The 23,657-nt window shown below is 55.8% G+C and carries 23 protein-coding genes and 1 pseudogene; 12 read left to right on the forward strand and 12 right to left on the reverse strand.

Annotation, left to right across the window (positions count from 1 at the left end; genetic code table 11):
* Positions 1–254 precede the first annotated feature (254 nt).
* The 4 genes from KO116_RS05940 to KO116_RS05955 all read right to left on the reverse strand — a co-directional run bounded on the left by KO116_RS05940 (position 255) and on the right by KO116_RS05955 (position 4,815).
* Entirely contained in the window at positions 255–1,616 is a 1,362-nt protein-coding gene (locus KO116_RS05940; RefSeq protein WP_045812082.1) for an IS1380 family transposase, read from the reverse strand.
* Between the two features lie 508 nt (positions 1,617–2,124).
* Positions 2,125–3,057, reverse strand: a complete 933-nt coding sequence (locus tag KO116_RS05945) for a lysine exporter LysO family protein (RefSeq protein ID WP_035559085.1) — start codon at positions 3,055–3,057, stop codon at positions 2,125–2,127.
* Positions 3,058–3,789, reverse strand: coding sequence for a hypothetical protein (locus KO116_RS05950; protein ID WP_035559082.1), 732 nt, complete (start codon positions 3,787–3,789; stop codon positions 3,058–3,060).
* Between the two features lie 90 nt (positions 3,790–3,879).
* On the reverse strand, positions 3,880–4,815 hold the full coding sequence (locus KO116_RS05955) for a 2-hydroxyacid dehydrogenase (RefSeq protein WP_035559079.1): 936 nt from the start codon (positions 4,813–4,815) through the stop codon (positions 3,880–3,882).
* 309 nt (positions 4,816–5,124) lie between these two features.
* On the opposite strand from KO116_RS05955, the gene doeA reads away from it, so the two are divergent.
* From doeA to KO116_RS06010, 11 genes are all read left to right on the forward strand, one after another.
* Positions 5,125–6,324, forward strand: a complete 1,200-nt coding sequence (gene doeA / locus KO116_RS05960; protein ID WP_035559075.1) for an ectoine hydrolase DoeA — start codon at positions 5,125–5,127, stop codon at positions 6,322–6,324.
* A 26-nt stretch (positions 6,325–6,350) separates the two neighbouring features.
* Positions 6,351–7,382 (forward strand): N(2)-acetyl-L-2,4-diaminobutanoate deacetylase DoeB, encoded by a 1,032-nt coding sequence (doeB, locus tag KO116_RS05965; RefSeq protein WP_035559072.1) that lies wholly within the window; start codon positions 6,351–6,353, stop codon positions 7,380–7,382.
* A gap of 8 nt (positions 7,383–7,390) precedes the next feature.
* Positions 7,391–7,867, forward strand: a complete 477-nt coding sequence (locus tag KO116_RS05970) for an Lrp/AsnC family transcriptional regulator (RefSeq protein ID WP_035559069.1) — start codon at positions 7,391–7,393, stop codon at positions 7,865–7,867.
* 234 nt (positions 7,868–8,101) lie between these two features.
* Entirely contained in the window at positions 8,102–9,598 is a 1,497-nt protein-coding gene (locus KO116_RS05975; protein ID WP_035559065.1) for an NAD-dependent succinate-semialdehyde dehydrogenase, read from the forward strand.
* Positions 9,599–9,670: 72 nt separating this feature from the next.
* Positions 9,671–11,104 carry an aspartate aminotransferase family protein gene (locus KO116_RS05980; RefSeq protein WP_035559062.1) on the forward strand — a complete coding sequence of 478 codons (1,434 nt, stop codon included), beginning with the start codon at positions 9,671–9,673 and terminating at the stop codon, positions 11,102–11,104.
* 116 nt (positions 11,105–11,220) lie between these two features.
* On the forward strand, positions 11,221–11,898 hold the full coding sequence (locus KO116_RS05985) for a haloacid dehalogenase type II (RefSeq protein ID WP_008956293.1): 678 nt from the start codon (positions 11,221–11,223) through the stop codon (positions 11,896–11,898).
* A gap of 61 nt (positions 11,899–11,959) precedes the next feature.
* Positions 11,960–12,307, forward strand: coding sequence for a putative quinol monooxygenase (locus KO116_RS05990; protein ID WP_035559059.1), 348 nt, complete (start codon positions 11,960–11,962; stop codon positions 12,305–12,307).
* Between the two features lie 30 nt (positions 12,308–12,337).
* Positions 12,338–12,805, forward strand: a complete 468-nt coding sequence (locus KO116_RS05995) for an S-ribosylhomocysteine lyase (RefSeq protein WP_035559056.1) — start codon at positions 12,338–12,340, stop codon at positions 12,803–12,805.
* Positions 12,806–12,962: 157 nt separating this feature from the next.
* A complete protein-coding gene (locus KO116_RS06000) occupies positions 12,963–13,574 on the forward strand; it encodes a LysE family translocator (RefSeq protein WP_035559052.1) in 612 nt (203 codons plus the stop codon).
* Between the two features lie 99 nt (positions 13,575–13,673).
* Positions 13,674–14,711, forward strand: a complete 1,038-nt coding sequence (locus KO116_RS06005; protein ID WP_035559050.1) for a CNNM domain-containing protein — start codon at positions 13,674–13,676, stop codon at positions 14,709–14,711.
* A gap of 205 nt (positions 14,712–14,916) precedes the next feature.
* Positions 14,917–15,567, forward strand: a complete 651-nt coding sequence (locus KO116_RS06010; RefSeq protein ID WP_035559046.1) for a peroxiredoxin — start codon at positions 14,917–14,919, stop codon at positions 15,565–15,567.
* A 133-nt stretch (positions 15,568–15,700) separates the two neighbouring features.
* Here KO116_RS06010 and KO116_RS06015 read toward each other — a convergent pair.
* From KO116_RS06015 to KO116_RS06045, 8 genes and pseudogenes are all read right to left on the reverse strand, one after another.
* Positions 15,701–16,296 (reverse strand): annotated as a pseudogene (locus KO116_RS06015) (methyl-accepting chemotaxis protein).
* 203 nt (positions 16,297–16,499) lie between these two features.
* A complete protein-coding gene (locus KO116_RS06020; RefSeq protein WP_035559043.1) occupies positions 16,500–17,183 on the reverse strand; it encodes a DUF3047 domain-containing protein in 684 nt (227 codons plus the stop codon).
* Positions 17,170–17,385: a zf-HC2 domain-containing protein gene (locus KO116_RS26265; RefSeq protein ID WP_082072554.1), complete on the reverse strand. Its 216-nt coding sequence runs from the start codon at positions 17,383–17,385 to the stop codon at positions 17,170–17,172. Before KO116_RS26265 ends, KO116_RS06020 begins: the two co-directional genes overlap by 14 nt.
* Before the next feature lie 168 nt (positions 17,386–17,553).
* Positions 17,554–18,120 (reverse strand): sigma-70 family RNA polymerase sigma factor, encoded by a 567-nt coding sequence (locus KO116_RS06025; RefSeq protein ID WP_035559041.1) that lies wholly within the window; start codon positions 18,118–18,120, stop codon positions 17,554–17,556.
* Between the two features lie 107 nt (positions 18,121–18,227).
* A complete protein-coding gene (locus KO116_RS06030) occupies positions 18,228–18,785 on the reverse strand; it encodes a carboxymuconolactone decarboxylase family protein (RefSeq protein ID WP_035559037.1) in 558 nt (185 codons plus the stop codon).
* A gap of 338 nt (positions 18,786–19,123) precedes the next feature.
* On the reverse strand, positions 19,124–19,675 hold the full coding sequence (locus KO116_RS06035; RefSeq protein ID WP_035559034.1) for a DinB family protein: 552 nt from the start codon (positions 19,673–19,675) through the stop codon (positions 19,124–19,126).
* A 78-nt stretch (positions 19,676–19,753) separates the two neighbouring features.
* Positions 19,754–20,005 carry a hypothetical protein gene (locus KO116_RS06040; protein ID WP_035559031.1) on the reverse strand — a complete coding sequence of 84 codons (252 nt, stop codon included), beginning with the start codon at positions 20,003–20,005 and terminating at the stop codon, positions 19,754–19,756.
* Positions 20,006–20,062: 57 nt separating this feature from the next.
* Complete coding sequence (locus tag KO116_RS06045) at positions 20,063–22,354, reverse strand: PqqD family peptide modification chaperone (protein WP_052703730.1); 2,292 nt, start codon at positions 22,352–22,354, stop codon at positions 20,063–20,065.
* 253 nt (positions 22,355–22,607) lie between these two features.
* On the opposite strand from KO116_RS06045, the gene KO116_RS06050 reads away from it, so the two are divergent.
* Positions 22,608–23,579: a sulfurtransferase gene (locus KO116_RS06050; RefSeq protein ID WP_035559027.1), complete on the forward strand. Its 972-nt coding sequence runs from the start codon at positions 22,608–22,610 to the stop codon at positions 23,577–23,579.
* Positions 23,580–23,657 lie beyond the last annotated feature (78 nt).

Genomic DNA, 23,657 nt, shown 5'->3' on the forward strand with positions numbered 1-23,657 from the left:
ATTTGACTACCTAGTTCACTACTCCCTGAATCCGTGAAGCCGGCGCCGACACTTTCCCTATCACCGCCAGCGAGCATTTTTGATCATTCGCCCCGTGCAAGTTGGCTTTCGCAAGCCCGTTATTGCCAAAACCCACCGTGCTGATCGGTGCTGACGGCCCGTTTTGTCATGCCTTTCCACCCGCCAGGCACGACATATCTGGCGATCGCGTGTCGCTTGGAACTGCTTGTGGATAGAGTGTCGCCGATTGACGATCAGCATGGCGTGCCTCGGGGATAGCGCAGGCGGCTTCGCAAGGTGTTCAATACCGTCATGCGTCCGATGTCCTGCCCGAAGTCGAGGATGATCTGCCGTGCCTTGTGAATCACGAGAGCCGCACGGTGCACCAACTCTTGTAGCACGGTGCGCAGCCGGCGCCGCTTGGCCGGGTGGCGAACCGGGCTCAGCTCGCCGGTCATGCCCAGCTGCCCCATCAGCCGCAGGATGTTGTAGGCCAGCTGGGCGAGGTGCAGGATCAGATCGTTGGTGGCGAACTTGCCCGACGGCAGCCGCTCCAGGTCGAGATCGGTCTTGATCTCGCTGTGAAACTGCTCATGGGTGGCATGCGCCTGGTAGCGCTTGATCACCGCCTCCGGCGCCTCGTCCAGGCTGGTCCACCAGCCTTCCAACTCATAGTCCGGTTCGAGCAGCAACTGGCCATCGCGATCGGCGGTGCGCTCTACCAGGCGCATCACGCGTTGGACGACGTATTCGGTCTTGTTGTCGTCGTGGATCGAGACGGTCTGCGGCCACAGCGCCTGGCGCTTGCCAGGACGCAGCTCTTCCCAGTAGTCCGCCGCCACCGCCAGCCAGGTATCTCGATCAGCCGTGGCCGAGCCGCGCGGGTTCCATTTGACGACATAGTCGAGCCGGCGCCCCTCGTCGGCAAAGACCTGGCGTTGCTGTTCGAGAAGCGCCAGGTGCGCCTGGCTGTCGAAGCCGCTGTCCTCGCGTAACAGGATCGGTTGCTTGGTCAGGCATTGGGCGCGAGGCAGTACCCGCTCCAGGAAGGCGTTGCTCTCCTTCATGGTGTGCTGCTTGCCAGGCCGCAGTTCCAGACCCAGGCACCACCCTTCGTTGCCCAGATAGGCGGCGATCGGGGTGTAGCCATCGACCTTCTGGTAGGTCCGCGAGACGCCTTCCTTCTTCGAGTTGCTGTTGTCCATGACGAAGGTGTCGATGTCCAGGCAGACGTGCGTCGTCTCGGCGGTGATCGGTGCTTCGATCAGTGACAGCAGGGTCGTGGACCAGGTGGCGGTGCGCGCCTGCAGGTCGTTGGCGGCAAGTTTCTCCAGCCGCTGTCGCAGCGTCGCCGCGCTCGGCACCTTCTGCAGGGTCAGCAGTTGTTGGAAGGGCTTGTCGCGGCGGAAGTTCTCGACAGCGTCATAGTCGCTCATGCCCAGACACAGCAGGCCCAGGTAGCTCTTGATCACGTCACTGGTGCGCATGCCCAGCGTGGTGGGGAAGCGGCTGTCGATGCTGTCGACGCCAGCGATCTCGAAGCACTGCCCGATGATGGACAGCCCGGCGTGGCTAGTGAGGGTGCGGCAACTGGCGCGGAACTTTATGTTGGGCATGGCACTGTCTGGGTGAATGGCGATAATGGCTATATTGCCATGCAGGTCAGTGGGTTAGAAGTGCTTCCGGGGGCCGGTCTCACGGATTCAGGTACTCCCTAATGACTTCCTTTCCTCACCCTCGGCTACCATGCCTCTAGGCGTTGCATCGGAAGTCGCTACTTAAGAACAGGCGCTACTTAAAAACTATAGTTGAGAAATCATAGGTTAGCTAAATGGGGGGCGACCATAACCTACATCAATATGCGTGTTAAATAAGTATTGGAAGAGCTAAAGAGGCGCAATGGAAGAGCGGTTAAGTTCGTTAAATGCTTTGGCTTTAAAGGGTTGTGTTTAAAATTTAATAAAAGATAAGAGATTTTTTCTATTTTTATTTATTGAATTCCCCTTTGCCTTTAGTGAGCTGGGCTGTCTTTTTAACAAAAGTAAATGATAACTTTGGCTTGCTTATTAATCGCTTAGGGCAGGGGCGAGGGCCATTGCGAAAAAAAGCATGGCCTCTCAGCATTTAAGCCGATAGCGAAAGAAAAAACAGGATCAGCGGGGGGGATAGCAGTGAAAGAATAAACCCGCTGACCACGGCGATAGGGACGCAGGCCACGCCGCCATGTTGCTGAATGACGGGCAAGGTGAAATCCATGGAGGTCGCCCCGCCGTAGCCAATCGCCAGTGCGGTATGGCGATGGATCACCAACGGAATCAGGATAAACGCCAGTAGCTCGCGGGTGAGGTCGTTGAAAAACGCCACGCCACCCATCAGCGGGCCTAGCTGATCACCAATCAAGATAGCGGACAGCGAATACCAGCCGAAGCCTGATGCCATCGCCAATCCTTCGTTCCAGCTAAGTGAAAGCAGCGGGGCGGCAACCAGGCCTGCCAGTAATGAGCTGATTGCTAGGGTAACTGCAATTGCCAGCCCCATACGGTTAAGCAGGATTTGTCTAAGAGGCATGCCTGAATTGCGCAGTTGGCAGCCAATCAGTGCCAATAGTAGGTAAAGCACCCATTCGGCGAGTAAATCGGCGGTGCTGAAAAGCCCTTCGCCTACAAGAGGCCCTAACAACAGGCCGGCGATAACGCCGCCTGTCACCACAGCAACGAGCAACAGTGAGCCCTGCATGGCGGCCAATTTACTGGTAGGTGCATTCTTTACCACCGGCGAGTTGCCTGCCTTAAGGGGCAAACGGCATGATAACCACCAAAGAGCTGCTAAGTTAAAGGCGGTGGTAATGCTAAATAGCAGTAGGGCGTTGCCACCTAAGCGTGAAAATTGGCTGGCCAGGTTTTCTAGCCCCGCCAAACTGATGCCCATGAACAGTAAAATCAAATAAACCGAGCCGCTAACGGCTCGGTTTATTAACTGCTGAATGCGGGTGGAATGCACCGGTACCAAGTAGCCAAGAACCAGTGGTAACAAAACAATCAATAAGCCTGAAAACATTTAGGGCGTCATGCCCCCGCCTGGGTTGAAGTTGGTTAACGTCAGCTGCGTTTCGCGGTTGCCCTCTTTTTGGTACACCGCAGACAGAATCAAGCCGGGCCAGTCGGGATGAAAGTGGAGTTGTAGCAGGCGATCAGGCTTCTCAATATCAATCAACGACACCTGCAGCGCTTCAAACTCACCGGCAGGCACGTGAATGGTTTCAGGTGCGTTGGCATTCGTGTTGTTAACCGTGTCATTAACATAGTATTGGAAGTGTTCGTCCCGGCCTTTTTGATCGACGAACTCAATCTCGCAGGGGGAACTTTCAGTGCAGTTTTCGTGCCCCGCCCGGCGCGATAAATCAAACAGCGCCGTTTGCCGATCTAGGCTGGGAATATCGTTCTCGTTCAATTTGTAGCTATCACCGATGCCTAACACTGAGTAGCTGCTATTAAAAAGCAGTGCCTGGGTCTCATCGCCGTTGACAGCAAAACGGCTGAATTCCTGGCCGCGTGCCACGGTAATGGAAAAACGCATGTCGCTTAACCAGTGGTTACCTTCGTTAGTGAGCCGGTGGGTGATGGTGGCCCCTGGCCAGCCGCGCACTTCAAGTCGGTATTGGGCCTCAAAGGGGCGTGGGTCTTTGAGTGTATCTGCTGCTAACGTCATGCCGCTTAACCAGAAGGCGGCAAGACTCAACCCTATCCCCGCAAGCGTACGGTTAGGTTTTCGTGCGAAAACATTGGCCAAGGCCGTTCCTCCAAAAATAGTGTCATCCTAAGAGCCTTTAGCCAGCGCTTGGTTCCCAGCGCGCTAGTATAACCGCGGTGGAGGAGGTCGTCAGTAGCCTGCGTCCGGGTTGACGGTGGATAGTTTTTCACCCGATTCAAAGGCATGTAAGTAGGAAATTACTTGGTCGATGGCATCATTCAGCGGCGTAGGGGCTGCCATATGCGGCGTTACGATCACATTGGGATGCTGCCATAGCGGACTGTTTGTTGGCAGCGGCTCTTTCTGAAAGACATCCAGTAGTGCCCCTCGCAAATGGCCCGGCTGTTCAGCGTTGCCCAGCGCGTCCAGCAATGCCTGTTCATCAATCAAGCTACCCCGGCCTGGGTTGATCACGCTGGCGCCTTTGGGTAATTGGGCCAGCCGCTCGGCGTTGAGAATGTGTTTGGTCGCTTCTGTGTCAGGCAAAATAGTGATTAAGCTTTGCACTTGGCCTAACAGTTCGGTTAACCCGCCATCGCCGTGAAAACAGTGTACGCCGCTAATCTGTTTGGGCGAGCGGCTCCAGCCCAGCACCTGAAAACCAGCTTGCTGTAAAGCGCTGGCCACAAAACCACCAATAGCCCCCAGGCCTAGCACACCCACCGACCACTGCGATTTCTCTACCACGGCCTGTGGTTGCCAGGTGGCGTTTTGCTGTTGTTCCCGGTAACGGTCCATGCTGCGGTAAAAATGCAGTACGCCATACAGGGCGTAATCGGCCATTAACTCGCCCATGCCGGCATCGCGTAACTTCACAATCGGTACATCACTAGGCAGCCCTGGCGTTTTCAGGAGATAATCCACCCCGGCGCCTAAGTTGATAATGCCTTTTAACTGAGTCTGCTCTTGCAGTAAATGTGCAGGCGCTTTCCAAATGGCGAGGTAGTCAGCCTGTTGGCGCTCTTCTGCGGGTGCTTCGCTAGTCAGCACGGTTGCCTGGGGCAGTGCCTGTGAAAGCGCCTCCTGCCATTGTGTAGCTTCGTCAATATGGACAATAATTTTCATCTCGCCTCCTCTTGTTAAAAGTGCCTTCACTGCCGTTATCATGGTGAGCGATGGGGGCTGTTGCAAGCTCGCTCAGCCTAAATAATGATGCTCTATACACTTTTTGTCATAAAGCCTTTGACCGCTAACCAAGGGTCGGTGCTAGTATCGCCTTAAGACGACATTGGCGGGCCTGCTGCAACCGCAGCAGATGCAACCCCGACGCCTGATCGGTGGTGGCCAGGTCGATCCTGTGGCCCAGCGTTGTGTGCCTAACAGTACAGTAGGCAGCACGTTGGTTCTTGGTGATCCTTAATGGCGAGTTGCCCGATGACTCAGGTTTCCCTACCTTTCACGCGCGAAGAGTATGCTAACCGCCTGTGGAAAGTGCGTGCTGAAATGGCCAGTCGTGGCATTGACGTATTAATCGTCAGTGACCCTTCCAATATGGCTTGGCTAACCGGTTACGACGGTTGGTCGTTTTATGTGCATCAGTGTGTCCTGGTGGGCCTCGAAGGCGAGCCGGTATGGTTCGGGCGGCGCATGGATGCCAACGGTGCTCTGCGCACCTGCTGGATTGATCCCGATAACATTACCTACTACCCGGATTACTATGTGCAAAATCCGGATATGCACCCAATGGAGTATCTGGCGCAGTCGATCATGCCCGATCGCGGCTGGCACTTAGGTGTCGTGGGTATGGAGATGGATAACTACTACTTTTCCGCCAAGGCCTATCTAAGCCTTCTGCGCGAGCTGCCCCATGCGCGTTTTATGGATGCCAACGCCCTGGTGAACTGGTGCCGGGCGATCAAATCGCCGCAAGAAGTGGCCTATATGCGCATTGCCGCCAAAATAGTGGAAGGCATGCATACGCGTATTCTGGAAGTAATTGAGCCAGGCTTGCCAAAGAGCAAGTTGGTGTCAGAGATTTACCGCGTTGGCATTGAAGGCTTTGTGGATGAGAACGGCAAAGTATTTGGCGGTGACTATCCCGCCATTGTGCCCATGTTGCCCACCGGTAAAGACGCCGCCGCACCGCACCTGACCTGGGACGACACACCGTTTCGCAAAGGCGAGGGCACTTTCTTTGAAATTGCCGGGGTGTTTAAGCGCTACCATGCGCCGATGTCGCGCACGGTGTATTTGGGTACGCCTCCGGTCGATTTTATCCGCGCGGAATCGGCCCTGTTGGAAGGCATTGAAAATGGCTTAGCGGTCGCTAAGCCCGGTAATCGCACAGCAGACATCGCCATGGCGCTGGGCGCAGCGATGGATAAATATGGCTTTGACCGTGGCGGCGCCCGCTGTGGCTATTCCATCGGGCTTTCTTACCCCCCAGACTGGGGCGAGCGCACCATGAGTCTGCGCCCCTCGGATGACACTATTCTGGAACCGGGCATGACGTTCCACTTTATGCCGGGGCTCTGGGAAGAAAACTGGGGCTTGGAAATTACCGAAAGCATCTTGATTACCGAAGACGGCTGCGAAACCCTGGCCAATTTTCCGCGTCAGCTGTTTGTTAAGTAGTGGTTTGTAAAAAAAGGAATATACCAATGACCGATCAAGCGAACCAATTGCGGCCAAGCCCCATTTCCGCCACCGTCGATTTTGATGCCGATGGCGTGCAGCACGGCTTTTTAAAACTGCCCATCTCCACTGACGAATCTGCCTGGGGCGCGGTGATGATTCCGGTGACCGTGGTTAAAAACGGCGACGGCCCCACGGCACTATTGACCGGCGGCAACCACGGCGATGAGTACGAAGGCATTACCTCGCTGCTGAAGCTCTCTTCAATGCTTAAAGCGGAAGACGTAACAGGGCGGGTGATTATCGTGCCGTGCATGAACACGCCAGCCGTTATGGCGGGCAAGCGCACCTCGCCGATGGATAAGGGCAACCTCAATCGCAGCTTTCCCGGCGACCCTAACGGCAGCGTCACGCCGCAGATTGCCGACTACTTTACCCGTGTGCTGGTGCCGATGAGTGATGTGGTACTTGATCTACACTCTGGCGGCCGTACGCTGGATATTCTGCCGTTTGGTGCGTCTCACGTACTGGATAGCAAAGCGCAGCAGCAGTCCGCTCTGGAAGGCGCCAAAGCGTTCGGCGCCCCCTACGCCATGGTGATGTTTGAATTGGATGCAGAAAAACTCTTCGATACCGCCTGCGAGCGCCAGGGCAAAGTATTTGTGGCCACCGAGCTCGGCGGCGGGGGCACTTCCACCCCACAAAGCATTGCCATTGCCGAGCGCGGCGTACGCAATTTCCTGATTCACTATGGCCTGGTAGAAGGCGAAGTGGAAATGCCCGCAGGCGGGCAAATCTATCTCGATATGCCCGACGCCAGCTGCTACGTGCAGAGCCACCACTCCGGCGTGTTAGAGCTATTAGTAGCGCTGGGCGACGAAGTCAAAAAGGGCCAAACCATCGCCTACGTGTACGACATGACCCGCAGCGGCACCGACCCGGTCGCCTATAAAGCGGAGCGCGACGGTATTTTGATGGCTCGCCGCGCGCCCTCGCTCATCAATATGGGGGACACCCTGGCGGTGATTGCCGATGTTGTTGAACGCCTGGAGGCGTAGCCCCCGGCATGATGAAACTTGACCGCTACGATCTGAAAATTCTCGATATCCTCTCCCGTGATGGGCGTATAACCAAGTCGAAACTGGCCGAGGCGATCAACCTCTCGGTCAGCCCCTGCTGGGAGCGGGTAAAACGGCTGGAAAAAGCGGGGGTTATCGAAGGGTACACCGCCCGTATCAATGCGGACGTGCTGGTGCCCCGCAACCCTGTCTGGGTGCAGATTGAACTCAAACAGCACAATGCCGAAAGCTTCTCCCGTTTTGAGGCCTTAGTGATGCAGACCCCTGAGGTCACCGAGTGCGTGGCGGTAGGGGGCGGCGTGGATTATTTGGTGAAGTTTGAAGCGCGCACCATTGATAGCTACCAGCGCCTGATGGATAAGTGGCTGGTGTCCGAAGCCGGTATCGAGCGCTACTTCACCTATATCGTGACCAAAACCGTTAAGCGGGTTCCTATCGGCATCGATACCGACGATGTGTTTTAAATCACTTCGTTCAGCATTCTGGCTAGCCCACCAAAGCTTATTGCCAGGACAACAAAAAAAATCCACTGCCAAACGTCCGCTGACAAAAAAAGTCGCGTGATAAGCCTCGGTTTTCAAAAACACTTCGTGGCGCCTCTCCGTTAACCTATGTGCATTCGACGGCAAGGCTAATGAGCGCTTGCTGGTAATGCCACACAGTTTCTGCAAGCCAGACTGCATTTGAGAGAGGTTTCCATGACCACACTATCGACCACGCTTGCCAAGCGCCTGGAAGATCCGCGTCTGTTCCGGCAGTACGCCTACGTGAACGGTAAATGGACCCATGGGGAAGGCGGTCGCGAAGAAGCGGTGTATGACCCCGCCACCAATGAAGCCATTGGCCATATCCCGTTGCTGGAAGCCGAGCAGATCACTGCCGCCGTGGATGCTGCAGAAGCGGCTTTTGTACACTGGCGGGCGCTGCGCGCCGATGAGCGCTGCGAGCGGTTGCTGGCCTGGTACGACCTGATTCAAGCCAACCGTGAAGACCTCGCCACCATCATGACGCTGGAGCAGGGCAAGCCGCTGCCCGATGCTCGCGGCGAAGTCGAGTACGGTGCCAGCTTCGTGCGCTGGTTCGCGGAAGAGGGCAAGCGTACCTACGGCGAAACTATTCCCAGCCATATCCCGAATGCATCGCTCGGTACCATTAAAGAGCCAGTCGGCATTGCCGCGATGATTACGCCGTGGAATTTTCCATTGGCGATGATTACCCGTAAAGCCGCTGCGGCGCTGGCAGCGGGTTGCCCGGTGATTGTGAAGCCTGCCAACGAAACGCCATTCTCGGCGCTGGCGCTGGCGGAGCTTGCCGAGCGGGCAGGGATTCCGGCAGGGATTTTCAACGTCGTGCTGGGCGACCCGGCGGAAGTCTCACAAATTCTTTGCGGCGAGTCGCGTATTCGTGCGCTCTCCTTCACCGGCTCCACCCGCGTGGGCCGTCTGCTGATCGAACAGAGCGCCAACACCGTCAAGAGACTCTCTCTGGAGCTGGGTGGCAACGCGCCGTTTATCGTTGGGCCGGATATGGACCCGAAGCAGGCCGCCTACGCAGCAGTCGATGCCAAGTTCCAAACCGCCGGGCAGGACTGCCTGGCCGCCAACCGCATTCTGGTACACGAATCCATTCATGATGAGTTCGTCGAGCAGTTCGCCGAGCGCATGGCGGCACTCACCGTGGGGAATGGCCTTCAGGGTGAAATTGACCTGGGCCCGCTGATTCACCGTCAGGCGGTGGAAAAAGCGGCGGCGATTGTCGATGACGCCATTTCCAAAGGCGCCAAGATGATTGGTGGTGACCAAAGCCAGGCACCGGGTGAAAACTTCTTTATGCCGGTGATGCTGACCGGCGTGACGCCAAAAATGAAGGTATGGCGGGAAGAGAACTTCGCTCCGGTAGCCGGGATTACCGCTTACAGCACCGATGATGAAGTGATCGAAATGGCCAACGACACCGAGTATGGCCTGGCTGCGTACATCTACACCCACGATATTCGCCGCATCTGGAAGCTAATGCGCGCCCTGGAGTACGGCATGGTCAGCGTCAACTCGGTGAAGATGACCGGCCCGCCGGTGCCCTTCGGCGGCGTGAAGCAGTCCGGCCTTGGTCGTGAAGGTGGCGCCACGGGTATCGATGAATACCTGGAAACGAAGTATTACTGCCTAGGTGCGCTGGGTTCAGTCTCTGGCAGCTAGTCGCTAAGTTGAAAATAATTTTAAAACACCCTCCCCGCAATACGGGGAGGTTTACCGTATAGAGAGAACGCTATGAGCTTGCATCAGGATCTGATCGAACGTGACCGCAAAGTCACTTTTCACGCTTCTACCCACCTGCGCGATTTCGCCCACGGCGATGCGCCGGGCCGCGTGATTACCGGCGGTAAAGGCATCAACATCGTGGATAAAGATGGCCGTGAATTTATCGACGGCTTTGCCGGGCTTTACTGTGTCAACATCGGCTACGGTCGCACCGAGGTGGCTGAGGCGATCTATAAGCAGGCGCTCGAACTCTCTTACTACCATACCTATGTGGGTCACTCTAACGAGCCGCAGATCGAGCTTTCCGAGCGGATTCTGAAGATCGCGGGCATGAACATGTCCAAGGTCTACTACGGTATGTCCGGCTCAGACGCCAACGAAACCCAGCTCAAGATCGTGCGCTACTACAACAACGTGCTGGGCCGCCCGCAGAAGAAAAAGGTCATCTCGCGCATGCGTGGTTACCACGGTTCCGGCATCGCCTCTGGTTCGCTGACCGGTCTGAAAGCGTTCCACGACCACTTCGATCTGCCGATCGATACCATTCGTCATACCGAAGCGCCGCACTACTACCTGCGCTCCGCTGAACAGCACGGCATGACTGAGCTTGAGTTCTCTGCCTATTGCGCCGAGAAACTCGAAGCGATGATTTTGGAAGAAGGCCCGGATACCGTCGCCGCCTTCATAGGTGAGCCGGTGCTGGGTACGGGTGGTATCGTACCGCCGCCGGAAGGCTATTGGGATGCCATCCAAGCCGTGCTGGCGAAGTATGACGTGCTGCTGATTGCCGATGAAGTGGTGTGTGGCTTTGGCCGTACCGGTTCTGATTTCGGCAGCCATCACTACAACATGAAGCCTGATCTGGTCACCATCGCCAAAGGCCTCACCAGCGCCTACCAACCACTTTCCGGCGTTATCGTTGGTGAGAAAGTCTGGCAAGTGCTTGAGCAAGGCACCGGCGAATACGGCCCCATTGGCCACGGCTGGACTTACTCGGGCCACGCGCTGGGCTGTGCGGCAGGGCTCGCTAACCTGGATATCATCGAGCGTGAAAACTTGGTGGGTAACGCGTCAGAAACCGGTGCTTACTTCCAGCAGCAGCTAAAAGCTAACTTTGAAGGTCATCCGCTATTGGGCGACGTGCGCGGTGTAGGCCTGATGGCGGCGCTGGAGTTCTCGCCAGACGCCAAGCAGCGCCTGCACTTCGACCCAGCGCTGAAAGTCGGCCCGCGTGTTGCGGCAGCCGCAATGGAAGAAAACCTGATTGCCCGCGCTATGCCCCAAGGCGATATTCTCGGCTTTGCACCACCGCTGACCATTAACCGCGGTGAAGTAGACGAAATGATTGGCCGCGCCAAACGCGCCATTGACCGCGTGACTGATGAACTGGTGCGCTCCGGTGACCTTAAAACTGGCCAGCAGGAGGCTGCCTTTACGGTTTAACCACCTGACTTAGCCTGTTGAGTGCCGCTGCCTGTGCAGCGGCGCTTTTGTTTTTGTAGGCCACGACTATGCTGAATACAGTTGTTAGCCAATTGATAGTAAAAGAGAGGCCCACGATGCAGCCGGTATTAGCCTTCGATGTTTACGGCACGCTGATTGATACCCAAGGAGTGACCGTTGAGCTGGAACGACGCTTGGCCGATGCTTCCAAAGCAGGCGAATTTGCCCGCCGCTGGCGGGAGAAGCAGCTTGAATACAGCTTCCGCCACGGCCTGATGGGCGCCTATGTGCCCTTTTCTGAATGTACCCGCGAAGCGCTGGTCTTTATCGACCGAGCGCTACAAACCGGCCTTTCCGATAACGATCACGATCACTTGATGGCGGTGTATGGTGAGCTACCTGCGTTTGACGATGTCGTGCCCGCCTTGGATCAACTGCGCGATGCGGGCATCCGCTGTGTGGCGTTTTCAAATGGCACTGCCGATGCCGTCTCGACGCTACTGACGCGTGCGGGCGTTGAGAGCCATATGGATGACGTCATTAGCGCGGATGAAGTAAAGCGCTTCAAGCCAGACCCCGCCGTGTATTCCCATCTGCGTAGCCGCCTGGAAACCCGCCCAGAACACACCTGGCTAATTTCCAGCAATCCCTTTGATGTGATTGGCGCCACTCATGCAGGCTTGCGCAGCGCCTGGATACGGCGTAATTCGGATGCGCCGTTTGACCCCTGGGGCATTGAGCCCGATATGACAGTGACCGATTTAGGCGCATTGGCCGAACGCATTATTCGCTAGGTTGTGAACCTGCGTAGACAAGCCGCATAATGACGCACGCTTAACGACTTAGGATATGAGCATGTCAGAAAAAATTTACTGTGTTGCCAGCTTTAAACCCAAACCAGGCAAGGAAGAAGCGGTATTTAAAGCACTTCAGACCTTAGAGCCGAATACGCACCGGGAAGATGCTTGCATTCACTACACAGTAACGCGCCAGATTGATAATCCCTTTGCCCAGGGCACCGGTTATCCGATCGTGTTTCATGAAATTTGGGCCAGTCGTGAAGAGTTTGAAGCGCACTGCCAACGTAAAGAGATTCAAGACTTCTTCGCCAAGCACGTTGATTCGCCCGATGGTGATATTGAAGATGCCAACGTGTGCGTATACACCGATGAGCCATGGAATTTTGATGCGCCAAAGGTGTAAGCGAAAAGGTTTAAGCAAAAAGGAGCCAACATGACCGATAAAAAGATGAACGTCGAAAGCTTTAACCTGGATCACACCAAGGTAAAAGCCCCGTACGTGCGTTTAGCCGACATCAAAGAAGGCCAGAACGGCGACCGTATCCATAAATACGACCTGCGGATCTGCCAGCCCAATAAAGATCACATGGAGATGCCAGCGCTGCACTCCCTTGAGCACTTGATGGCTGAGCTGTCGCGCAATCACACCGATAAAGTCGTCGATATCAGCCCTATGGGCTGCCAAACCGGCTTCTACATCGCGATGATCAATCACGACGACTACGACGGCGTGATCACTATCATCGAACAAACCTTGAACGATGTGCTAGAAGCCACTGAAGTACCCGCCTGCAACGAAATGCAGTGCGGCTGGGCCGCCAGCCACAGCCTGGAAGGCGCCCAGGAACTGGCCCGCAACCTGCTGGCCAAGCGCAGCGAATGGACTGAAGTGTTCGCTTAAGCGTGTTGTAGCAGTAAAAGGTAGTTAGCTGGCGCCTCCCCCGCTTTATATAGCAAGGGGAGGCGTTCTTATTGAGAGTGCAATAACGAATGGAAAACGCCCACCAACGGTGACATGCTGGCCCGACGCGCGCATTTTTCACGGGTGAGGTATTACCATGCTGTTAGACACTTGGCTTTTATACCTAATCGCCTGCATTGGCCTTTCGCTCTCGCCAGGGCCAAACGGCCTGTTGGCGCTAACCCACGGCGCCATGCATGGCAGCCGTAAAACCTTGTTTACCATTGTTGGCGGTGCGACAGGGTTTATGCTGATTATTGCCCTGTGCATGTTTGGGATTGGTGCATTGCTTAAATCATCGGTGGTATGGCTGACCGTGCTGAAATGGGTCGGCGGGGCCTATCTTATTTGGTTGGGTATTCAGGTATGGCGCTCGCCGCCGATTACGGGCGACATTGATATTAACGCAAGCCGAGCGAGCGGGTGGCACCTGTATCGCCAAGGCGTATTGGCATCGATTACCAACCCCAAAGTACTGCTGTTCTTTAGCGCCTTCCTACCTCAGTTTATCGACCCCCAAGGCAGTTTGATGCTGCAATTCTTCGTGCTTGCAGGCACCTTTGTGGCTATCGAATGCATCGTGGAAGGCCTGCTCGCCAATATGGCCAACCGCATTCGCCACTGGTTAAAACGCGTTGGCCGCGGGTTCAACCGCACCTGTGGCGGTATCTTTGTTGCTATCGGGGCTGCTCTGCCGCTGCGTGCTTGAGTTCAGCTCTGCGCAGGTAGCGAGTGCGCTATAGATAACCATTGACTTCCGCTTATGATGCCCCTATAAACTCGATACAACCCATCACCCTAGGCCCTCATGTTTCTCCTAATCACGATTGCTACCCTTTCAATCGCGTTCTCGTTCTTATGTTCCATTCTTGAAGCGGCGCTTCTTTCAATTACGCCCAGCTACATTGCTAAGCAGAAAGAAGATAACCCTAAGTTGCACGCCTCGCTTACGCGCCTGAAGGCTAATATAGACCGGCCTCTAGCCGCTATTTTGACGCTCAACACGATTGCCCATACCGTGGGGGCAACCGCAGTGGGTGCTCAGGCAGCGGTCGTGTTTGGCGAAGCCTCTATTGCCATCGTTTCGGCGGTGATGACAATGGCGATTTTGATCCTGTCGGAAATTATTCCGAAGACTATTGGCGCAACGTACTGGCGCGGTTTATCGCCGTTTCTGCCACGCCTGTTAAATCCTATGATTATGGGTTTGCTGCCTTTTATCTGGATGTCAGAGCAGATTACGCGCCGTCTAGGCAAGTCAGAGCATGATGTCGACCTGCGCGATGAAATCAAAGTCCTCGCGCGTGTGGGCCTGGAAGAGAACGTGCTGGATGAGGATGAATCACGCACCATCATCAATATGCTCAACTTGCACGATATCCTGGTAAGCAAAGCGATGACGCCACGTACCGTGTGTGTAACGGTGCTACCTGATATGACCGTCTCCGCGTTTGATGAGCAGTATGGCAAAGCACCGTTTACGCGTTTCCCGGTGATGGATAACGGCGAGCAGGCGTTTGGCTATGTGCATAAAGCCGATATGTACCATGCAGACGATGCCAAAACGATGCGTGAGCTGATGCACCCGATTGGTAGCGTGGATGTTTCAAATAATGTAGAGCAGGTGTTTACCTCAATGCTCAGAGATCACCTTCACATGCGGGTGGTTTATGATGAGCACGGCACCTTTGTGGGCTTAATTACGCTTGAAGACATTATCGAAACCATTCTGGGGCAGGATATTGTCGATGAGACCGACAATGTCGCCAATTTGCGGCATTACGCGAAACAGCAGTGGATCAAGCGCGTTAAGCGGGATGATAAAAACACCAAAGCGGCTGAGTAATCCTTTTGCTTATCGGTATAAAACGGCGCCTCAAGGCGCCGTAGTATGTTGTATAGTTAGCTTTTTACGCCATTATACTGGGCTTGGCTATACAGAGTGAACGCTGCCTTGCCACTGGCTGTCTTAGCACTGAATGAACTATAGTGAAGGAGTTGAAAGACAAATAAGGTATTAGGGCGTTCAACGTCCATTAAGGAGGAAAGCAATGTCATTACGTATCAATGCAGTCGTGCCTGATTTTAAAGCGGAGACTAGCCACGGACCGATTCAATTTCACGAATGGATTGGCGATAGCTGGGCTATCCTATTTTCACACCCTAAAGACTTTACCCCGGTCTGCACGACGGAATTTGGTGCTGTTGCCACCCTTAGCGACGAGTGGAAAAAGCGCGGTACCAAGGTGATCGGTGTATCGGTAGATGGCGTGGAAGACCATAAACGCTGGGGCGCCGACATTAAGAACGTATCCGGCAGCGATGTTGATTTTCCTATCATCGCTGACGATGGTCTGACTGTTTCCAAGCTATTCGATATGCTGCCTGAAGATGCCTATTTACCTGATGGCCGCACGCCAGCAGACAGTGCCACGGTACGTTCGGTATTTATTATCGGGCCAGATAAGCAGTTGAAGCTTTCGATGACCTACCCCATGACCGTGGGACGTAATTTTGCTGAAATTCTGCGTGCCCTGGATGCACTGCAAACCACCACGAAGCACGGCGTTGCCACCCCGGCTGACTGGATGGTAGGTCAGGACGTGATTATTCCGCCTAGCGTTTCCGACGCCGATGCCAAGCAGAAGTATGGCGAATACGAAACGGTGCTGCCATACCTGCGTAAGACACCACTGCGTTAATAGAGTGGTGTAAAGAGCAAAAGCCAGCGCCGATGCGCTGGCTTTTGCATTGAATCAAGAAGCTTCCAGCGCTAGCTGCTCAATAGACGTGGCAACACTGCGTGCCCCGGTGAGTATCTCGTTTACGATGATCTCAATTCCCCCCGACGCTGGACTGACCGGATGTTCCTAGCTCTACTACCTGCTGCATCGCTTGAGTAGTGCGCTCCACCAAGGCACTGTTCTCTTTCAGCACCTTAATAATTTCATCCACCGCTTCACTAGAGCCTTTGGCCAAACGGCGCACTTCGTTAGCCACCACCGCAAATCCGCGCCCTGTTCACCTGCTCGTGCGGCTTCCACCGCAGCATTAAGCGATAGCAGGTTGGTCTGATTAGCGATACGGGCAATCGACTCAGTAATGCTATTAATACTCTGTGCCTGATTGTTAAGCGCGGCGATTAGCTGCTGTGCTTCTGCTAATGTTATTGCTGCTTGCTCAGAATCATGTACAACGCGCTGCAGATGGCTAAGACCTTTTTGGGCGATCTGCTCTGTTTGAGAGGATGTGCTCTGGGCTGCAGTGACGGCACGGGTGGCGGATTCAGCTGCCACAACGGAGCGTGTGGTATCGGTGGCAAACTTGACCACTTTTACTACGTTTCCATGGCTATCAGTAATCGGGTTGTAAGTCGCCTCTAGCCATACGCTGGCACCACGAGAGTCCAAGCGCTCAAACTTGACTTGCATGTACTCGCCCTGAGCCAGCCGCTTCAAGAAGCGGGGATTAGTTTGAGAAAAATTGGCGGGACAAAATATTTGGTGTGTGGCGAGTCATCGGGGGAACGGTGAGGTGGTTTGCAGTGCCTAGCAGAAAGGGTTAATCGTCTAGCGTTTGGCGGGAATTAAACCAGCGGTGGCTAGCTCAGCGATTGTGATAATCCGATATGCATTTACTGTGGGCAGGTGGGGGCATCTTTTGTGCTTGAAAAACCTAAATGGGTAAACCAAGCTGTTGCATTACCCCCTGCATTATCGCCGTCGCTCATTAAAGCAATGCCATTAATATAGCTAGGGGAGCTGCTAAAGAGTTCTGCGAAGTCGGCACGTACATCGCGCACCTCAGCTACCCAATCGCCAACACGCTGTTCCCCACTTTGGAGAGCTATTAGCTGCGCGCGTTGCGTAAAGGCGTTGGGCCAGGTAGCACCCTGGGGCTGGGTGGAAGCCCACACATAATTTACCGACTCCACCTGCCAAGGCAAGAGCCCCGTTTTATGCGCAACATAAACGCGAGCGGGGTAGTCATCGCCAGCTTTAGTGGTTTCCTCCAACCCCGGGTAGGTCTTACTTACTTGCCAGCACCAGTGCAGATAGGGCGTTTCATTTAGGTCAATTTCACGTTCAAGGTAGCGGGCGGACGCTTGTCCTTGGGATTCGGCTTCCAGCACCCGACGGCCTGATTTCTCAACGACAGCGTATCGGGTTTCCCCCTCAAAACTGCGGGTGGGCCAGGTCATGATCTGGTTAGGGGTGAAATGTACTTCCTGGGCGATTGCCGCACCCACAAGAAACGGTGAGGTGCATAAAACAGCTCCTATCATCAAGACTGCATTTATACGGTTAATGCGAGCCATGACGGTCACCTTTATCGTTTGATGCACGAGGTATGTCGGGATGGTGGCGGCCGATTTTATGTAACAGGTCAAATTGGCGGGCACAGGTACGGCAGGCTCCGCACATCGAGAGATGAAATCGTAGTGCGGTGCTTTCACGAAAGGTGAGTGCTCTATCTTGTTTGAGCGACATTAAACGCGTTGCTTCTCGGCACATCATCATAGCGTAACCCTCTCACGAGTATTGGTTGGCGTTGGGTCTTTCACCATGGTACATATGCCCATAACGATGTATCGCCTAATGTTTGGTGCCCTTTAAGCGGCATTCCTTACAAATGTGAACTTTAAAATAGAGCGTATCGCTGGCAAAAATGGATGTGAACGATACGATTTACGTTAACCAGCCTTTTTCAATACATGCACGCAGCCGCAGACGGGCACGGTGTAATATCACCCAACAGTTCGCATCGCTAAGCGTTAATGCTTCACAGATCTCTTGTGTGGTCAGTCCCATTAATTCACGCATGGTAAAAACCTGCGCAGTGTTATCTGGTAACACCATTAAACAGGTGTCGATTAAGCGCCAAAACGCTGCGTTTTCGAGTACCTGGTCGGGGTCACCCCAAGGGGTAGGTTTGCTGGCAGCTTGCCAGCGCCCGTTCTCTTTAAACAGGTTTTCAAACGAGTCCTCATCACTTAGCTCATCGTCTTGCCAAGAGAGGTAGCGCCGGTCGTGACGAAAGCGCTCAAGTATTTTATTTTTTAAAATGCCGAAGACCCACGTTTCAAACGCTGAGCGCCCTGAAAAGCTCTGGTGCTTCTCTAACGCGGTGACCAGCGTATCCTGAACTGTATCTTCAGCGGCGGCGCTATCGCGTAACTGCAAGCGCGCGAAGGCGACAAGCTTGGGCCGCAGCATAGCAATGTGCTCTTCAGTCGATTGCTTGGCGGACGTCACGGCAGAATCCTCATGGGTATACCGATCCCGTTTTCGAATGGGCTCAACATTTTTGGCATGCCTTAACCAGACCTGTGGTCGCAACAGTAACCACAGGCAAACATGCGTTATGACGCAGGAGCTTCCCAAGCTAATGGCTTAAGCTCTTCATTAAGCGGTGTGCCCGCAACGTGGTTTGTGTAGTTGGAAAGTGTTTTCAGCGCGCAGGCGATTACCAGCTCAAGCACCTGCTGCTGAGTAAAACCGGCCTCAAGAAAAGCGTCCAGCTCGGTTTTCTCAGCCCAACCGCGCTGTGCGTTCAAATGTCGGGCAAAGCGCGTCATGGCGGCAAGCTTGGCATCGTTAGGAGTGTTGCGTGCGCGTAAATCTTTGATGATTTCATCGTCGGCACCGGCTTTCTTAATTCCTCCGGTATGAGCTGCCACGCAGAATTCGCAGTGGTTATCAGCGCTAATGGCGAGCAAGGCCGCTTGCTGTTCCACAGGGCTTAGGCTGGTTTTGGCATAAATGCCGTCAAGCGTTAGATAGGCTTCGAGTAGCGTCGGCGCTTCCGCCATTTTGGCAAAGATATTAGGCAGAAAACCCATCTTTTTTTCAGCGGCTTGAAGGTTCGCTTGAGCCTCTTTAGGGGCACTCTCAGCGGTATGTAATGGAAAATCAGTCATTTCAAACTCCTTCTGATCAAAAAATGATCGTTTTTGCTGTGTCGTCAATTTTCCTAAATGATTATGGAACAAGTGGTTCGTAATTGACAATGAACAAACAAAAAAGCAATGAAGCGTGTCTGAACAGTAAAACCATCGTGAGAAGGATTGATAACGGTAGCCCTGCACTAAAAAGCAAGTCTTGGTCGCGACGCAAATCGCCTAACTCACGAGTAAGCATATTAGGCATGAGGAATCTTTCGACAGTTTGCACTTTTTTAATCTTGCCGAGGAGAAGTGACTATAAGAGGTTAACCCTTACAGCCTTATTGTCTATCAGTTAAAAGGGGCGAGTGTTTTCAAGAGGCGGAGCGCTGCCTCGCCCAGTAGCGTAGCGTGGAGGGGTGAACGCCGAAGTGTTCGGGCAGCGCGATGCCCAACTGTTCGCAGAGCGTACCCAGCAGCGCCATATGGTGAATGCTGTGGCTGGTTAAAAACGCCAGTTCCCGGCCCAGGCTGGTGGGCAGTGCCGCCGAATCGTCAGCGTCACCCACCTCAACCGGATAGCTCAGCGTCAGGGCGGCATCGTGTGGCATGGTCGCTAATGCCTCGAGCCCCGCCTGCAGTGCTGCAGCGCGCTCACCCGCATAGCCTGGCTGGGTTTCCAGTGCCGCTTCCCGCGGGCGTTGTTCATAGTCGAAGATCGCCTGACTGGGTGCCGTCGCACAGGCATCCAGCAGGGTTTGGTAGTGCTCAAGGATATGGCGAACGTGCTTGCCCAGCGACTGGGTGCCCTTGGCGCCGAGCGGGCGCTGGTAATCGTGTGCAGTCACGCGGCCCAGCAGTTGGACGAGCTGCGCGAGCGTCTGCACGTTTTCGTCTATCAGTGGCGACAGCAATGATGTCGACATGGTTGTTAGCCTCCCGGTGAAGCGTGCCGGTGCGGACACCGGCACATGAAGCAGTTATCTTGGCGGGCAAGGCCGATGTTAACCGGCTTCGGCACCGCCTTCGCCTTCCGCTTCTCCTTCACCTTCCATTTCTTCCTCGTCGGCGCCCTCAGCGCCGCCTTCCGCCAGCATCATGGGCGCTTCCTGCATTGAGGTGAACCCTTCGGTGGGTTCGTTGGCCTGGGCCTGAAAGGCCAGACCACCCGCTACCAGCGCAAGGGCGGGGGCGGTATAGCCGAACTGGCGGCTTAGACGGCTCAGTAAACGACGTTTAGCTTCGTGTTGAGACATGAGGCTTCTCCTTTTGGTGTGACAAGCAAATGCGCCAGATGGCGCGACTTCCTGCCGCTATACCGCGGCGTGGGAAGAGGGTAAAAGCGGTGTCCGGTCAAGCCACTGGCCTACGGCCTCGATCTGCGTACTGGCCAACCGCGCACAATGCGCGCCCTGGGTCATATGTTGCAGCGCGGTCAAGGCGTCAGGGCTTAATCCTTGTGGGTGCTCTGCTGTTTCCAGGGCCGCGGGAAGCAGGGCGCCGAGTAACTCGAGTGACGACGGCACCTCCGGGCTGTCGCTCGGGTCGGCATCAAGCCATAAAAGCCCAACGCAAGGGCCGCGTTCCTGAAACAGGAACCCGGCATCCCCAAGCGGTAGATTAAGCGGTTCCAGGGTGTCCGGTGCGGCCAGTGAGAGGCGTGCCCCGCGCGTCAGGGCAAGGCCGTTCTGTGCCGCCACCGCCTTCAGCGTGCCCATCGCCTGGGCAGACTGCTGGGCGGGCACAATGCAGACGGCATGCCCCTCCGGCCGACTCAGCAGGACAACGTCGAGTACCAACTGCCTGTCACTGGTGGCGTGGGACAAGCAGTGCTGGGTGATGGCGGGGACGATGTCGTCCAGGTGCAGGCGCGAGCGAATCACCCGGCTGTCGCTGGTCAGGCAATAGCCGTTGGCGCTTTCCAGGACATGCAGCGAGGCATCTTGGTCGTTGCCGTCGGCGTCCAGCAGCGGCGCCAGTGTATCGGCAATGCGCGCTGCCACGGGGCCCTGGGGCGCGCTGATCGACCAGCGGCGCTGATCAAAGAACAACGTACTGCGCCAGGTGGCGGGACGCTCGCGAGCGGGTGACGCCGTGTCGGGCGCGGAGGTATCGCGATCCCCAGGCGCCAGCAGGCCGTGCTGCCACCATAGCGAGAGTGTCGCCCACAGATCGCTGGCAAGGGTGTCGGCATCGATCTGCCCGCCGCTAGCCGCCTGGAGCTGCTCGAGCACGGTCTCGATCGGCGCGCCTTCGCTGACCAGCAGCCAGATCAGCGCCGCGCTGTCGTTAAGCTGGAAGTAGCGCCCGCTGGGGTGGTGGTAAAGCGCCAGCCGCTCGCCGTCGATCAGCTCGCTGACGTCCTGGCCGTGGAAAGACAGGCTCAGCGGGACGAGCTCGGCCGCCAAACGGTAATCGGCAAGGCTGGGTAGCCCGACAAAGGGCAGGTAGCGATGGCCGTCCTGGGTCGGGTAGAGCGGTACAAAGCCACCGGCCCGTTCACGCTCGGCCGACTGCGCAGCGGCATCGAAGGTCGTCGCGTCGCGGGGCGGCTGATCAAGCCCGGTCAGGGCGATCATGTCCTGGACCAGACCGGTTTTGACGGCCTCTTCGACCACGCCGCCGTGCTCGGGCTTGGCGCAGGTGCCCAGCGAGGGGCTCAGGTTGCACTCCAGAATCCAGGGCTTGAGCTGGTCGTCGACCAGGCAGTCCAGGCCGATCAGCTCGTAGCAGCCCCGCGGGTCGGCGCCGTCTTCCCGGGAGCGGGCGCGCATTGCCTCGACGCCGGAGAGTGCAGTGAGCGTGGCCAGATCCTGAAGCTGGCTAAACAGCGCCTGGTCGTCGTGGCCCTGCTCGCGAAGCCAGTGGCGATAGCGGTCAAGGTCGATAAACTCCACCGGAATCTCGGCGTCCAGGTTGAGCGCGTTGATGTCAGGGTTGGTCAACTGGCTAAAGGGGTTGTCGATGTCATCCGGACTCCACAGCGCCGAGGCCAGCTTGGCAAAGCCCTGGTCGTAGAGATACACGCGTAGCGGGTCAATGCTGGCAATCAGCATATAAAGGCGTAGCACGTATTTGTGGCCGCGGATGGTGTGCGGGTTGGCAACGTACTCCTGCACCAGCCAGTTGGGGGCCAGCGGCGCGGTGGTCGGGTCGCGCAATACCTGAACCCCTTGGCCCTTGGACGCATTGGTCGGCTTTAAAATCCAGCGCTTTTCGGGATGCGCGGCGGCGTCTTCGACCATCGACGGGTAGTCGTGGGGCATTTCATAGGCGCGCGGGAAGAAATTCAGCCGTCCCGTGTTGGGATGCGCCTCACCGTAGTGGCGCCGGGTGCGTTCGCGCAGCGCTCTCAACCCCGTATGCAGGCGGCTTTTGACCGTGAGCGCGGCGTTGCCGGGAATGTGGTTCATCACATGGCTGGGAGACGTCGCCTTGAACGCTGCCCTGGGCGGCATGCCGGTGACCCACGCCGCCTGCCAGTGCTGTTCATTTCCCTCTTTCCACCCCTTGGCTTGCAGCGTCTGGCGGAAAAAAAGATCCTGCTCGGCATGGCGTTTGCCGCTCAGCCAAAAGCGTGGTGGGGGAGTAGCGTGCGCGCTCATCCTGGGCTCCTTGTCGGGTCAATACCAGTGAGTGGTCGATCAGCGCGATTGCTTACACAACATTTTCAGCGATCGCCAAAAGCAAGCCTTGCACCGATGCCACGACCACGGGGACGTTTATCTATACGGTTATGCCAAAAAAGCATTTTAATAATGGTTTTATATCACCCATTATCATATTAATGTACCAATCGTTCCTTTGCCTGTTTTAATCAGGTCGATGAGCTTTGCTCGCGACCGCAATGGAGGTTTTATGTCCCGCTTACTATTGGGCCTGGTCGGCGCCGTGGGCTTTTCCGCCCAGGCCCTAGCACTTGAAGAAATGCCACTTGAAATAACGCCGCTGGTGGATGCCCAGTGGCTGAACGAGCATCTTGATCAAGAGGAACTTGTGGTAGTGGACGTGCGCTCGTCCATCGATGAGGGTGGCGATGCCGAGAGTTTTGCCGAGGCCCGCATTCCGGGCAGCCGTTATTCAAGCTACACCGATGACGGCTGGCGCGAAACCCGCGACAGCGTTGCGGGATTGATGCCTGAGGTGAGCGATCTGGAAACGCTGATTGGCGACCTGGGTATCGATAACGACAGCGCGGTGGTGATTGTGCCCGCCGGTACCGGTGCCACCGACTTCGGCAGTGCGGCGCGGGTGTATTGGACGCTGAAAGTCCTTGGCCACGAGGACGTTGCCATCCTCAACGGTGGCTTTGCGGGCTGGGAGCAGCAGGGCTTCGACGTGGCAAGCGGCGAGCCTGAGTCATACGATGCCGCCGAATTCGATGCCACACTTCGCGAGGAGCTGATTGCGTCAACCGAGGACGTGGAAGCCGCCCGGGAAAGCCAGGCGCAGCTGGTCGACGCCCGGCCCGCCGACTATTTTTCCGGTGACAACCAATCGCCCGCGGCACGGGTCGCCGGTACGATTCCGGGTGCGCGGAGCCTGCCTCATCAGTCGCACCTGAACGACCAGAACGGTGCTTACTACTTGGACGTCGACGGGCTGCAGTCGCGCATCAATGCCGTGGAGCTGGATAGCAACGAGCGCACGATTGCCTTCTGTAACACCGGTCACTGGGCCGCTACCGACTGGTTCGTGCTCAGCGAAGTCGCCGAGTTCGACAACATCGCCATGTACGATGGGTCGATGGCCGCCTGGACTATCAGCGATTCCCGCCCGGTACAGCTTGCCCGTGAAGGTATCAAGCAAGTCAAAGAGCTACTCAATTAATTCAGCTAAACGGCTGCGCTAATACAAAGCATCCACGCTGTGGATGCTTTGCGTAGGTTAACGCTATCTCGTAATATG

This window comes from Halomonas sp. KO116, from assembly GCF_000734975.2.
Lineage (GTDB): Bacteria > Pseudomonadota > Gammaproteobacteria > Pseudomonadales > Halomonadaceae > Vreelandella > Vreelandella glaciei.